The following is a 13,411-nucleotide window of genomic DNA, read 5'->3' on the forward strand; positions in this document are numbered from 1 at the left end:
TGTATAGAAGGAGTTTAGGGAAGGGTGTCGAATGTTATTATTTGAATCTCTGCTTTCAGTTTTCCTCTGTTTTAACACCTCTAAATATATTAATTGAATAGGAGTGACCGCTGTGGGCCGAAAACGCCGTGCATGGTTTCCAGGTGCAAAGTATCATATTACAAGCCGGGGGAATCGCAAATCTACTCTTTTTTATGATGATGAGGATCGCATGAAATATCTAAGCGTTTTACAAGAAACACTGGTTCGATTCCCTTTTACACTTCACGCTTTCTGTTTAATGACCAACCATACTCACCTCCAAATTGAAACCTCAAACACTTCTCCAACCGTTATCATGAGTCACCTCAATACTAAATTTGCCAGGTACTTTAATAAAAAATATGAGTTCACCGGCCATGTATTTGAAAAACGCTATGGTGCCGAATTATTAGATTCTCTTGATTATGAATTAGATGTCAGCAAGTATATCCACCGAAATCCATTGAAAGCTGGGCTTGTCGATCAATTAGAGGACTATCCATGGAGCAGTTACAATGCTTATGTTAATGGTGAAGTAACCGATTTCGTGGACACCAAATATTTACTTTCCTATTTTCCTGCCCCTGCGTCCAAGCATTATAAAGAATACATAAAAACACCCCAAGTGGATTTGTACTTACTCGAAAATAGTAAAGTGGTGATGATTCCAAGAAAAGAGGAAAATCCATGTGTGCAAAAGTAACGAGTATTGGTCTGAAAGGTTTGGAAGGGTATCGTCTGAACGTTGAAGTAAAAACGTTTGTGGGGAATGATGGTATTCGAATTGTGGGGCTCCCCGACGCGGCTGTAAAAGAGTCGAAGAAACGCATAAGCGCCGCTATGCTCTCGTTAGAGTGCATACAATGGGCCAATATGAATGTTTTCGACAACAAGATGGTGACAACAATATGTGGTGACAGTCACCACTCGTGGACACTATCCACCTCAGGCGGACAGTTGGGATGCAAAAAAGTCACTGCCAGGCTATTGTGGCGAGTGACTTTTGCTTCTTAGCTGCCGTTCACTATTGCTTCTTGTGTGGCAGTTTGCTCATAGGTTATTACTCTATTTAAGAGATGGACCATTTTCTCGAGGTCAGCTTTATCGTATTCGTCGATGCAGGCAATTTGAATCCAATTTCTTCGCTGCAGATAGTCACTTTCATAGTGCAGCTGGTAGCCGTGATTGTAAAGTATTTCTCCAATCAGAGCGGAAGAAATGGAACGAGGTAATTCTATTGTAAGAATCATCGGTGAGCTGTGCTGTTCACTAACGATAGTAAAACCAAATTGTTTAAGCTGATTCTTTAAGAAAATATGTGTCTCAATCACTTTCTTAAAAGTCTCACTAGTAACATCCTCTAAAGCAGCTAAAAGTGCCTCTAAAAGATTAGAAGACTGAGAAAAAGGAATGCTGCCTTTTGCCATGTATGTTCCCAAATCAAGATATTTCGGAAGTGTCAGTGAAGGCTGTACCTTGTGATGATGGAAAACGAATGAAAGCCCTGTGAGTCCGCGAATCGCTTTTCCACTTACACCCGTTGCTAAAAATACACCATCCAAATCTATTTCGATTGCCCCCAAAGAGCTTATGCAATCCAGGCATAGCTTGAGTTGATGCTGTTCCGATATTTCTTTCAATAAACCAAGATCATTGAGCATGCCAGAGGAAGTTTCACTGTGAACCGCCCAGATCCAACTCGTCGTATTCGAGACATTAGAAACAATTTCATCACGGGTGAATGCCTGACCCCAGTCTTTTTGAAGTACATCAAATTGGAGACCAAATCGATTAGCTTGAGCAATCAAACGGCTGCCAAATTCTCCATTTGATAAAATGAGTCCTCGGCCAGTTTCTAAAGAAAGCTGCCCTGCCACCACATCATTGGCAAGTGTTCCAGATCCTAAAAGTATATGAACATATTGACTGTTCACTAATTTTGCGAGCATATCCTTTGCTTTGGCTATCTCTTCTTTATATTGATCGGAACGGTGAGAAATCGGTGTCTTACTTAAGGCATTCATGACTTTTTGAGAAATCTGGACTGGTCCCGGCAAGAATGGAATCGCTGGTGGTAGTATTCTGCCAGCAATCGATTCATCAAAGGTCTTCTTCGTCAAAAACATTGGTTGAAAAAGTGCTTCATCCGTGCCGGTTAATTGAGCAAAAGGCTGAAACCCTAACTGGTTATAGAGCTTTAATTGGCGGACTGTGCCAGAAATGAAGGCAATATCGTACCCTTTTTTTAAACAATATTTTATTAAAAACTGCGCGAGCCCTAAGAATACCCGGCCATTTCGATATTCCTTTTTCACAGATAATAGCCTAACTTCACATGGAGAGATGACTGGAAAAGAGAGTGACTGTTCAACAGGTCCAATTTTTCGATCAAGCGAAAATGGACGGTTATCTCGAATCGCTGTCATCCCAATCACTTCATTTTCTTTCACACAAATGATATATGTATTTTCAGCATGAAAGGGATCCACTAACTTTTGCTCCTTATTCTTTGCGTGCTGTGGGATTTCCTCTGAAAAGGTTTGATAGTTTAAGCGATGAATTTGTTCAAATTCATCAGCTGTGGTGGCAATTTTGAAAAAGAACTCGTGCTTACTCATTAGGTTTCAGCCTTTCCTTGATATTTTCTGCATGTGCTGCGTAAAGCATAGCGATGATACCTAATACTAGGATGCAACTTGGCCAATCATTATTTTTTAAATAGAGTACAACTGGAATAATAAGAAAGGTCCCTAATCCTGCTAATGTAAAGCTTTTCAAAAAAGGGTATAGGAGGCCAAAGCCCAGAATAATTACAGGAATTATGAGGGGTTCAAAGGTAATCATTCCGCCAATGAAGGTTGATATACCTTTTCCACCTTTAAACTTTAAAGTGACGGGCTTGATGTGACCTAAAATGGATATTGCCAGACCTAGAAGTTGAATAGATTCAGAGAATTGAAGGTATCGTGCGGCTAAAATAACCAGAACACCTTTTAGTGCATCCCCGAGAAAAATGAGCACAAAGGCCATTTTTCCGTGGAGCCTTCCGGCATTTCTTGCACCAACATTACCGCTTCCTTGAATCCTAATATCCTTATGATAAACGACTTTCGTGACCAAAAAGCCAAACATAATACTTCCAATTAAATAGGAAATAATAAAATACAACCATAGCATGTCCAACACAACCTTTGTGTGTTCTTGGTACTCACTCAAAAATATGAATATATTTCCATTATAATATGATTTGTAGATTATTCACATATACTTTGTGAAAATGCTTGTAAAAAGAATGCTGTATACAGCTGCTTTAAATGAAAAACATCCTCCAGTTGAGGATGTTTTCCTTAGTCACTGCTGCCGCCAGAGTCACCGCCGCCAGAGTCACTGTCTGAACTGTAAGCATGATCACCGCTAGAGTTATTATGATCGTAGTGATAGTGGTCGCTGCCGCTATTCCTTCGATTAGGGAAAATCAAAAAGGCTAATATAATAGATAGTACTCCAAAAAATATTTGTTCTGCAAAAATCAGATAAACCCCAAAAATAAAAATGAGGAAACCCACCAACCGTAATAAGGCTCTCAGAAGACATTCCCCCTCAAAAAATCACATTTATAAATAGATATTATCTCCCATGACTTTTTATACTTTTTAATTTGAGGGGGTGCCTGTCACCATTTATGCATTTTTCTTCATTTATACATCTAATTATGCATGTACTGTGGCTTTCACTTATTCGTCGTCTTTTTTCTGTTGTTTCTTTTGCTGTTCTTGGAGGGCGAGTAGGATATCCTGAACGTCGATTTTTCCATCGCCGTTTAGGTCCGGAATGGTGTTTTCTGGTATGGTTGGCTGCGATGGTGGTACCTGAGGTGCTGCTGCCGCAGGTACTGCTACTGGCCGGTTCCGCTTTCTTGCAAAGGTGAACACCAAAAGGAGTAAGATCAGTAATGCTGCAACGCCATCAACGATGTAGAAAATCGTCTTGTAATCTGACCACAATGTTTTACTGTCCCCAGCCCTTTGCTCAGAGTTAGTAATAAACTTCTTAATTTCGGAATGGTTTGGATATAATCTCTGAACCGCTTCAAATTTTTCAAGAGCATTATTGTAATAACCGCCCCAATAAAGCTCGAGGCCTTCCTTGTAAAGTTTATCTGTGTTGCTAGAAGTGTTCTTTGCTCCAGCCTGGTTTGTGAATTCCTTAACTGTATTTACAGGAACCGAGAAGTTAAAGCCTTGAACCTCTTGACCATTTACGGTATCGCCTCTAAAGGTGAGCAACCCAATGATTTCACCTTTTTCATTGATTACAGGTCCGCCACTGTTACCGTGTGTCGCCGCTGCATTGATTTGAATGACTGGGCTTCCCTGCTCTGTTTTCTTATCTGTAGCAGAAATTTGACCTGCATTCATAGAAGATACAAGAGAGGAATCAGGAGACAACAAATCAGAATCTGCTGCTGCTGGGTAACCGCTCACCCAAATATTATCCTGATTTTGAATATTATCAGAGTTCCCAAGTTTTAAAGTAGGAAGGTTTTTTCCTTCAATCTTGAGTACCGCTACATCCTTACCTTCATTGACAGGCGCACCATAGCTCTTAACCTCTCCGTCAAGAATATCTCCGCCTGGCAAAATAACCTTAATTACTTTTTGGATTCCAGTGTATTGCGTATAGGTCAGCATATAATCGTATGCTGTATCATAATCTACCTGAAAATAATCAGCAATAATGGTGACAAGCTGGTCAAATGCAGCGTTAGCAATATCCTCATCTTCCATCTGGGCGGCTTCTACAACATGGGCATTGGTAACAATATACCCGTCTGAACTAATAATTGCCCCCGATCCAGAACCACCGACAACAGATTGGTAGTTTAACTGATTCAGTATCGCCTCCACTTCTGGGTCATAAGGATTGTTAAACTGCCATCCGACTACAGAGTAGCCAAGAATCCGAACAACCGCTGGCTTTGTGTATTCCGCTAGCTTTTGAGCTTGAGAGATATTCGTAGAGCTTGGTTTAACACCCAATAGAACAAAAGAAGTCACCATAACCCCAATAAGTATCAAACAAAGCGGAATTGTAAACAGTGCCCTTTTCATCAATAAATCCACTCGCTTCCATGAATATTGGAAATTCCATCTAATATATGCCTTTATTCAATTAATGAAACTTTGTACCTGAAAATAAATTATCATTGGTGCCTGTCACCACTCGTGGACACTTTCCACCTAGGGTGGACACTTCCACTCCTCAGGCGGACAGTTAGAGGATTTCCGAAAATTCTCGAAAGGAAAAAGCCAGCATTTTTGCTGGCTCCAAGTTTTTGTATTTGATTTTATGATTAGATGAAAAGTAAAAGGCTTAGTGCCATGACCGCCATTCCGGCAATTAGGCCGTAGATTGATAGGTGTGTTTCGTCATACCTTTTTGCCGCCGGTAATAATTCATCAAGAGAAATAAACACCATGATCCCTGCAACTGCGGCAAAGATAATTCCGAACATAATATCATTTAAAAAAGGCATTAAGAATAAATAGGCAACTAGTGCACCAATTGGTTCAGATAAACCAGACAAGAATGATAGTTTAAAAGCCTTTTTCTTATCACCCGTCGCAAAGTAAACAGGCACAGAAACAGCAATACCTTCCGGAATATTATGAATTGCTATCGCGACAGCGATGGCAATCCCAAGTGCTGGGTCTTGCAAAGCAGAGGTAAAGGTAGCAATTCCTTCCGGAAAGTTATGAATACCAATTGCAAGTGCCGTAAATGTTCCCATTTTTAAAAGGTCCGGTTTCTTCCCGTCAATATTACCTGGCTGATTCATATCCTCAACTGTTTTCAATTCATGCGGGTTTGACTGCTTTGGAATAAATTTGTCGATTGCGGCAATCAGAAGCATGCCTCCGAAAAATCCTCCTACTGTTAACCAGTTTCCAGAAACCACTCCCAAGGAATCCACGAGTGCTACTTTAGCTTTCACGAAAATTTCCACCATTGAGACATAAATCATCACTCCAGCAGAAAATCCTAAGGTGACAGATAGAAATTTTGTATTTGTATGTGAGGTAAAAAATGCGAGCAGACTTCCTATGCCTGTTGCAAGGCCGGCAAATAATGTCAGCCCAAACGCTAATAGCAGATTCTCCGTCATAGTCTCTTCTCCCTTTATTTATAAATGTTTTATTTTTTTTATGTTTGAAAGTTTTGAATAATATTATATATGCGTGAATACAGGAATGTTTCCTTTGAGAAACATTTTACACCGTTTGAAACAAAAAAGCAGTAAAAATAATTCGAAAAATATAAAAAGCGTGAAGTCCGGGGATTTTCCACACAAGAACTTCACGCTTATTCTTATAGAAGATTAATATCTTGGGCCAAATCCACCGCCATACCCTAGTCCATAACCACCCATTCCCGGACCAAAGCCAGTTCCGTACATCCCATACCCAGGTCCTGCTCCAGCAAAACCACCAGGATATCCATATCCAGCACCATACCCTGGACCATAGCCGCCACCAAGACTAGAACCTAAATAACCTAAACCGAGACCCAGCAATCCAGCTCCAACATTCCCTAAATTAAATCCGCCGCCATAGTGACCGCCACCATAGTGACCGCCACCGTGGTGACCGCCGCCATGATGACCGCTGCCATGGTGACCGCCGCCATGATGACCGCTGCCATGGTGACCGCCGCCATGATGACCGCCGCCATGATGACCGCCGCCATGATGACCGCCGCCATGATGACCACCGCCATGATGACCACCGCCATGGTGACCGCCACCATGTTGACCTCCTTGATGTCCAAATCGATAATCAACGGGCATTCCAAATGATTGATACATTCGTTTCATTGCACTCCTCTATCTATTTATTTGAAATATATTAAAGTGATACTCTCATATCCTATGTCTAACTGGGTAATCCTCTTGGACTAAAGCCTAGAAAACACTAAACAACAGGAAAGAGAAGGAATACTGTCCACCTGGAATGGACACTGTCCACGGGTGGTGCCTGTCACCAAAAAATGTCACCAAAAATGTCGTCCAAAAATACGTCTTAGGTCTTAGTCTTGTTTACGTTTGTGGTCTATGGAAAGCAGGAGTTTTATGGTGTATTGTTGAAGTTGTAAGAGGAACTTTCCTTTTTTTGTATTGTGTGTTTGGTGAAACATTTTTGTTGTTGATTCGTATGAATATAAAGGATTTTTAGTCAGGAGTCGATTGTGATGAACCGATTTTTATCATTTCTAATCCAGAGTGTTGTGACTGTTCCATCTGCGGTCACGGTTTGGTTTTTAAGCTATTTTGCCTTTGATCTAACATTTTTGGTTTCTTCCGCCATTTCTTTAGCAGGCGGGGTCATTGTTTACAAGATTACATCAGCGGTCATAACATCCCGCTTTTTGAAAAAACATCAGCTTACGAGAAAAGAATATCGTTATATAAAGAAGAATTTAGATGAAGCAAAACCAAAAATTAACAAATTAAACAGATCATTATTTTCCATTCGTGATCTTCCTACGATAAAGCAACGACTTGATGTTCTGAGGATTACTAGAAAGATTCAAAGCATGACCCAAACAGAACCGAGGCGCTTTTATAAAGCTGAGAAATTTTATTTTTCTCACTTAGATTCTGTTGTAGAGTTAACAGAAAAATATCGCTTTTTATCGCAGCAGCCTAAGAAGAGTCACGAGATTGATGTTTCTTTATACGAGACTCGTCAGACACTAACGGACTTAACAAAGGCGTTGGAAGAGGACCTTTACCATGTCATCTCGGACGATTTAGATACCTTGAATTTTGAAATTGATGTAGCAAAACATTCCATTAAGAAACTTAATGATACTAAAACCATAGACGAAAGCAGGAGGCTAAAATGAGCGAAAATAACTCACCTCAATTGAAAAAAACTGGAAATTTGTTGGATGATATTCTAGCCAATCCGTTTGGTGACAACGAGCTTACAACTCAACCGGAAGCGCAGCCCACACCACAGCTTCAGGAAGCCAAGCCTACAAAGTTGATTGATGTTATTCCTGAAGAGAACCGGGCGAAAGCCTATCAGCTTGCTGAACAAATTGACCCAAGAAATCACCAGGCGATGATTACGTATGGTACGCAGGCACAAGGGAAGCTGTTAAGTTTTTCTCACACCATGCTTGAACATGTGCAGAAAAAGGATATAGGTGAAGTCGGAGAAATCATTAGTGATTTAATGAAGCGGCTGGATGAGGTTAATCCGGATGAACTGAAGGATGGGAAGCCGTCCTTTTTCGGTCGTATGTTTGGGAAAATTTCTAACTCACTTCAAGAAGTGTTATCCAAATATCAAAAGACAGGCGCACAAATTGACCGGATTAGTGTGAAACTTGACCGCAGCAAGAACGTGCTGTTATCGGATATAAAACTACTGGAACAGCTCTATGAAACAAATAAAGAGTATTTCCATGCGTTAAATGTTTATATTGCCGCAGGAGAAATTAAGCTAGAAGAGCTGCATCAAAAAACAATTCCAGAAATGAAGAGAGTTGCAGCGGCAACGAATGATCAAATGAAGGTCCAAGAAGTAAACGATATGATACAGTTTGCTGACCGCTTGGACAAACGCTTATACGATTTGAAATTGAGCCGTGAGATAACCATCCAGAGTGCTCCGCAAATCCGTCTCATCCAAAATACAAACCAAGCGCTTGTTGAAAAAATACAATCGTCCATCATGACAGCCATTCCTTTGTGGAAAAATCAAGTTGCGATTGCACTGACGCTCATTCGTCAGCGACATGCTGTGGAAGCTCAGAAAAAGGTATCACAAACCACAAATGAGCTGTTATTAAAAAATGCTGAAATGCTAAAAACCAATACCATTGAGACCGCTAAAGAAAATGAGCGTGGTCTCGTCGATATCGAGACACTTAAGAAGACACAGGAAAATTTAATTACCACGCTTGAAGAAACCATGCGCATTCAGGAAGAAGGGCGCCATAAACGCCGTTTAGCTGAGCAGGAATTAGCGAATATGGAAAATGATCTAAGGCTCAAACTCTTAGAAATCAAAGGGAAATAGGAAAAGCGTCAAGTTCCAATTGAACTATAACCCGATTAATGGACACTAAATAAAAAGTGCCCCTTAATCGGGTTTTTCTATGTCCCCTTTATGAAAACCCGTTTATAATAAAAGAATTATTGTGGACGGAGGATTTATCATGAGTAAGAATCTATTTACCGAATACCAGATTAAAGAGTTAGAGAAGAATCCTAATGTTAGTCGGGTTTCAAATCGCTCTATTTCCTATGACCCTGACTTCAAAATAAAAGCCGTAAAGGAATATCAAAAAGGGAAAAGTCCTTCCCAAATTTTTATCGAGAACGACTTTAACATTGAAGTAATCGGTAAAAACCAGCCAAAGAGATGTTTACAAAGATGGCGCGCAACCTTCGATAAATCAGGTGAATTAGGTCTTCAAACAGAGCGTAGAGGAAAGGCAAGTACTGGACGCCCTTCGTCGAAGGAACTATCTGTGGAGGAAAGACTGAAGAAGGCTGAAGCTAAAATAAAATTCTTAGAAGCTGAGAATGACTTCTTAAAAAAGCTAGAGGAACTAGAGAGGCAGGCGTTGAAGAAAAAACGATATTAACTCCATCAGAAAAATTCGAACTTATTGAATACATCCTTCGTCAACACCAACTAAAGAACACTGTAAGTTACTTATGTGAACTAGCAGGAGTAAGTAGAAGTGGGTACTATGCTTGGTTAAAGGCAGCTTCCATTCGCGAACAAAGAGACTTCGATGATGAAGCAGATTATGAACTTATCTATTCTATTTTTAAGCAAAAGAAGGAAAAAGTTGGGGCATTACCAATCAAGATGATTTTAGAAAACGATTATTTTGTAGTAATGAATCATAAGAAAATTAGAAGGTTAATGCGCAAGTACGGACTAATTGCGAAGGTTAGAAATGCGAACCCATACAAAAAAATGTCCAAAGCTACTCAAGAACATAAAACATGTCCTAACATTTTAAAGCGTAAGTTTAATCAAGAGGAACCTGGAAAGGTGTTATTAACAGATATAACCTATTTATATTATGCAAATGGTCAAAAAGCCTATTTATCATGTGTTAAAGATGGCAGTACCAATGAAATACTAGCCCACTATTTATCTACTTCATTAAAGATGAATATTGTTTATAAAACATTAGGAAGGCTAAAAGAAGCAGTGCAGAATCAGTTCCATCCAGAAGCAATTCTGCATTCAGATCAAGGCTTCCATTATACTCACCCCCTCTTTCAAAAGAGAGTAAAGAAGTTGAATATAACCCAATCAATGTCCCGTAAGGGTAACTGTTGGGATAACGCTCCAATGGAATCCTTCTTTGGTCATTTTAAAGATGAGGTTGATTATAAAGAATGTAATAGTTTTATTGAGTTAAAGCAGATGGTGGATTCATATATCGAGGAGTACAATAATCATCGTTACCAGTGGGGATTACAAAAGATGACCCCGGTCCAATACCGAGGTCGTCTGTTAGCAGCATAGGCTCTTTTATTAAACTGTCCATATTATGGGTCATAGTTCAAATATCGGATCTTGACGCTTTTCTTTTTAAACTTCATTATAGAATTCCTCGAGCGTGATACCTTTGCTTGTAATCTCAAGTGCCAATTCCTTACCAACAAATCGAAGGTGCCAAGGTTCGTATTGATATCCAGTAATACTTTCTTTTCCCTTTGGATATCTAATAATAAACCCATATTCTGCTGCATTCTGTTCCAGCCATTTAGCCTCTTTAGTACCTCCAAAACAATTTTCAGCGGCACACTTTCCATTTCCGCCCGTTACATCAATTGAAAGACCGGTCTCATGTTCGCTGGTCCCAGGCAATGCACTATACGTTCTTGCCTTTTCATATCCATCACGGTTTACATAGTAGTTAAACAACGTTGTTTGTGTTGCATGTGATCGATAAGCGGAAACTCCTAATAGGGAAATACCTTCAGCTTTAGCGTCAGCAAATAGTTGATTAACTGCTGTCGCCGCAACACGCCGCATTTTTCGCTTTTCGTTTGTTACACCAGTAACAAAAGGAATATCTGTATAAACAAGGTCAGAAGGATTATAATTGTCTGGCAGTTTATTTTGTTTATTTACGAGAACCGGAATGCTTTCTGGATTAAAAACAACTTGGATACCATCCCGAGTCATATCTACTGGCGGTGTTAAAACGTCTTGCTCCAGCAATTTTGCCTTTTCGTTATTTTCCCCAGATTGATCTTTGTGTTCCGCATCTTTCTGCTTTTCGTCAGTGGGATTCGCCTCATTCTTATTTGTGTCTAGTTGTTCCTCAGAGGTATCCTCTGGCTGATACAGATTACCTTTGGCATTCAGAATTTTTTCTGAACAGCCTGCTATTAATAACGTCATGATGACTAAACTTACAAATATGGAAGAACACTTTTTCAAAATAAAACACCCTTACTTTTTAAAATAGAATAATACATTCTAACAAAATTAAACGTCAATATAGTACATTATCGTACATCTTTCGATATCCAACAACGTATTATTGGATAAATAGGCGGAGCAGCCTATAGTAATAAAAGGTTTTGGAAGAAAAGCAGGACCTAAGACTCTTTATTATTATGAAGTTGTATCATATAGTTCTATTAAACACATAAATCGTACGAAATGGCAAAACTATTGAAAAATGGTGACGCAAAACTAAAGGGGCTAATGTTTATTAGAACGATGCCAGCCAGTTACCGAACACGATGCTCTGCGATTTATGAAATAAATTGGGGAGGTTTTTGTGTTGTTAAAAAATATCTTATTAAGAGCTAAATACTATTATCATTTATTTCAGTACCGTCACATTGAAATGATGCAGTATGATTGCTTATGTGAAGAACTTAAATGGGAACTAAAGGTGAAATCTTCGTACCATAATAGTAAAGCAATAGAATTAGGTGCTAGAATATAGAAGGTCTGGGGTTCCCAGACCTTTTTGTATTTATATGTGGATATGTCAATCAGAAATGTGGGTAAGTAATTAATAGATGTGAATAAGTATGTTAATTTAGTGGATAAGTTCATGAGTTTTGTGGGTAAGTGAGAAATAGAGAATAAAAATACTTTTGGTTGTGGATAACTATCTTAGACTTTTTATGTTTGATAACTTCTGCCTGAGAATGTGTACAAAAACTGGTATATTCATAAGAAAAAGCACCAGAGAATTCCGATGCTTTCCGCCAGGTTAATGTGACGCGACTTTGCTGCCATCGTCAAGTCCATCTTTTGTTACTTTCAAGATTCCAACTGCTCCCTTAGTAGCATGGTTAAACTGATGTGTCACAATGGGATAACTGCCTTCCTTTGTAACGGTGAACTCCACAACAGCCCCGCCGCTTGCTGGCAGCATAACAGTTTGCAAACCTTTCATGAGGTTGAAAGGATTACCATCGATATAAACATTATCAAAGACGGTACCCACCACATGAAAACTACTGACTTCATTAGGTCCAACATTGTTAATGTATATTCTGATTTTCTCGCCAACCTTTGCAAGTAACGGGGTGTCGACTAGGGCACCAACCGTACCGTTTGTATTGAGATCGCCTTCTTTTAAAGCCTTGGCAGAAAAGACCACGTTACTAGGTACTCCATTCGTAAAATCTTCTAAGTCGTTGTATTTATACCATTCGTTTTGAACGATGACAAATTCACGGTTGATTTCACTATCAGTCGGGTAGCCGTTTATGGGTTTTACAATAATGGTTCCGTGCATTCCGTTTGCGATATGAGCCAAAACTGGCTTTGTTCCGCAGTGATACATGAAGACCCCTGGATTGTTAGCTGGGTAGGTAAAGGTACCAGATTCATTTGGCATGATATCTACAAAATCCTGTGATGGGGATGCATGAACGGCATGAATGTCCATGCTGTGCGGAATAGCTGGATCCATGTTTTTCAAAGTAAAGTTAATGGTGTCGCCTTCGTTCACAACAACCACTGGTCCTGGAGCCTCACCGTTAAATGTCCATGCTTTGTACAAATTGCCTTTGGTAATTTCGATATCGGTTATTTGTGCGGTCATTTCAATATTAACTTCGTGTTTACCGACACGTTCGATGTTGACTGGAATTGGTTGTTGATTGAGATTTTTATGAGGTTCAATTACTTGTGAGGCTGTATTAGCTTTTGCTACTATGGCAGTCTGTTTTTCGTTGGAGAAATTGGCAGAATTACAGGCAGTTAAAAACATAACAGAAGTGACAATAACACTTGCAACCTTAAAAAAATTTTTCATTCGCTCCTACCCCTTTTATATAAAATGATTACACTTTCATTGTAAATTTTGTAAATAATAT

Annotated in this window: 13 protein-coding genes and 1 riboswitch; of the genes, 5 read left to right on the forward strand and 8 right to left on the reverse strand. The window is 39.5% G+C overall.

Features of this window, described 5'->3' with window-relative positions; translation table 11 throughout:
- Nucleotides 1-112 precede the first annotated feature (112 nt).
- Together ACN6MT_RS08980 and ACN6MT_RS08985 are read left to right on the forward strand one after the other, a co-directional pair.
- Nucleotides 113-724 (forward strand): transposase, encoded by a 612-nt coding sequence (locus tag ACN6MT_RS08980; protein WP_419955608.1) that lies wholly within the window; start codon nucleotides 113-115, stop codon nucleotides 722-724.
- Nucleotides 709-1,035, forward strand: coding sequence for a magnesium chelatase domain-containing protein (locus tag ACN6MT_RS08985; protein WP_419955609.1), 327 nt, complete (start codon nucleotides 709-711; stop codon nucleotides 1,033-1,035). The genes ACN6MT_RS08980 and ACN6MT_RS08985 overlap by 16 nt, the downstream gene beginning before the upstream one ends.
- Here the strand turns inward: ACN6MT_RS08985 and ACN6MT_RS08990 are convergent.
- From ACN6MT_RS08990 to ACN6MT_RS09015, 6 genes are all read right to left on the reverse strand, one after another.
- Complete coding sequence (locus ACN6MT_RS08990; protein ID WP_419955610.1) at nucleotides 1,032-2,639, reverse strand: aminotransferase class V-fold PLP-dependent enzyme; 1,608 nt, start codon at nucleotides 2,637-2,639, stop codon at nucleotides 1,032-1,034. The two genes, ACN6MT_RS08985 and ACN6MT_RS08990, sit on opposite strands and share 4 nt — an antisense overlap.
- A complete protein-coding gene (locus tag ACN6MT_RS08995; protein ID WP_419955611.1) occupies nucleotides 2,632-3,198 on the reverse strand; it encodes a glycerol-3-phosphate acyltransferase in 567 nt (188 codons plus the stop codon). Before ACN6MT_RS08995 ends, ACN6MT_RS08990 begins: the two co-directional genes overlap by 8 nt.
- Nucleotides 3,199-3,368: 170 nt before the next feature.
- Entirely contained in the window at nucleotides 3,369-3,587 is a 219-nt protein-coding gene (locus tag ACN6MT_RS09000; RefSeq protein ID WP_419955612.1) for a hypothetical protein, read from the reverse strand.
- A gap of 168 nt (nucleotides 3,588-3,755) precedes the next feature.
- Complete coding sequence (locus tag ACN6MT_RS09005; RefSeq protein WP_419955613.1) at nucleotides 3,756-5,132, reverse strand: trypsin-like peptidase domain-containing protein; 1,377 nt, start codon at nucleotides 5,130-5,132, stop codon at nucleotides 3,756-3,758.
- Nucleotides 5,133-5,374: 242 nt separating this feature from the next.
- A complete protein-coding gene (zupT, locus tag ACN6MT_RS09010; protein WP_419955614.1) occupies nucleotides 5,375-6,187 on the reverse strand; it encodes a zinc transporter ZupT in 813 nt (270 codons plus the stop codon).
- 213 nt (nucleotides 6,188-6,400) lie between these two features.
- Complete coding sequence (locus ACN6MT_RS09015; protein WP_419955615.1) at nucleotides 6,401-6,895, reverse strand: hypothetical protein; 495 nt, start codon at nucleotides 6,893-6,895, stop codon at nucleotides 6,401-6,403.
- Between the two features lie 374 nt (nucleotides 6,896-7,269).
- Between ACN6MT_RS09015 and ACN6MT_RS09020 the strand changes: the two genes are divergently transcribed.
- From ACN6MT_RS09020 to ACN6MT_RS09030, 3 genes are all read left to right on the forward strand, one after another.
- The gene (locus ACN6MT_RS09020) at nucleotides 7,270-7,926 is read left to right on the forward strand and encodes a 5-bromo-4-chloroindolyl phosphate hydrolysis family protein (protein WP_419955616.1); all 657 of its coding nucleotides are present in this window, start codon (nucleotides 7,270-7,272) and stop codon (nucleotides 7,924-7,926) included.
- A complete protein-coding gene (locus ACN6MT_RS09025) occupies nucleotides 7,923-9,110 on the forward strand; it encodes a toxic anion resistance protein (RefSeq protein ID WP_419955617.1) in 1,188 nt (395 codons plus the stop codon). Before ACN6MT_RS09020 ends, ACN6MT_RS09025 begins: the two co-directional genes overlap by 4 nt.
- Nucleotides 9,111-9,249: 139 nt before the next feature.
- Nucleotides 9,250-10,583, forward strand: a protein-coding gene (locus tag ACN6MT_RS09030) for an IS3 family transposase (protein ID WP_419888296.1) whose coding sequence is annotated in 2 segments (ribosomal slippage) — nucleotides 9,250-9,622 and nucleotides 9,622-10,583 — 1,335 coding nt in all. Because the reading frame shifts where the segments join, the coding sequence is not laid out codon by codon here.
- 66 nt (nucleotides 10,584-10,649) lie between these two features.
- Here the strand turns inward: ACN6MT_RS09030 and ACN6MT_RS09035 are convergent.
- Nucleotides 10,650-11,507, reverse strand: coding sequence for a M15 family metallopeptidase (locus tag ACN6MT_RS09035; protein WP_419955618.1), 858 nt, complete (start codon nucleotides 11,505-11,507; stop codon nucleotides 10,650-10,652).
- 217 nt (nucleotides 11,508-11,724) lie between these two features.
- Nucleotides 11,725-11,811, forward strand: a riboswitch (cyclic di-GMP riboswitch).
- Nucleotides 11,812-12,297: 486 nt separating this feature from the next.
- On the reverse strand, nucleotides 12,298-13,350 hold the full coding sequence (locus ACN6MT_RS09040) for a multicopper oxidase domain-containing protein (RefSeq protein WP_419955619.1): 1,053 nt from the start codon (nucleotides 13,348-13,350) through the stop codon (nucleotides 12,298-12,300).
- Nucleotides 13,351-13,411: the final 61 nt, after the last annotated feature.

This window comes from Neobacillus niacini, from assembly GCF_048572935.1.
GTDB classification, from domain to species: domain Bacteria; phylum Bacillota; class Bacilli; order Bacillales; family Cytobacillaceae; genus Neobacillus; species Neobacillus niacini.

Excerpts from the sequence above, each read along its gene's own strand:
- ACN6MT_RS08985 (WP_419955609.1), top strand. The coding sequence starts at position 709 with ATGTGTGCAAAAGTAACGAGTATTGGTCTGAAAGGTTTGGAAGGGTAT.
- ACN6MT_RS08990 (WP_419955610.1), bottom strand. The coding sequence starts at position 2,639 with ATGAGTAAGCACGAGTTCTTTTTCAAAATTGCCACCACAGCTGATGAA.
- ACN6MT_RS08995 (WP_419955611.1), bottom strand. The coding sequence starts at position 3,198 with ATGCTATGGTTGTATTTTATTATTTCCTATTTAATTGGAAGTATTATG.
- ACN6MT_RS09005 (WP_419955613.1), bottom strand. The coding sequence starts at position 5,132 with ATGAAAAGGGCACTGTTTACAATTCCGCTTTGTTTGATACTTATTGGG.
- zupT (WP_419955614.1), bottom strand. The coding sequence starts at position 6,187 with ATGACGGAGAATCTGCTATTAGCGTTTGGGCTGACATTATTTGCCGGC.
- ACN6MT_RS09015 (WP_419955615.1), bottom strand. The coding sequence starts at position 6,895 with ATGAAACGAATGTATCAATCATTTGGAATGCCCGTTGATTATCGATTT.
- ACN6MT_RS09020 (WP_419955616.1), top strand. The coding sequence starts at position 7,270 with ATGAACCGATTTTTATCATTTCTAATCCAGAGTGTTGTGACTGTTCCA.
- ACN6MT_RS09025 (WP_419955617.1), top strand. The coding sequence starts at position 7,923 with ATGAGCGAAAATAACTCACCTCAATTGAAAAAAACTGGAAATTTGTTG.
- ACN6MT_RS09040 (WP_419955619.1), bottom strand. The coding sequence starts at position 13,350 with ATGAAAAATTTTTTTAAGGTTGCAAGTGTTATTGTCACTTCTGTTATG.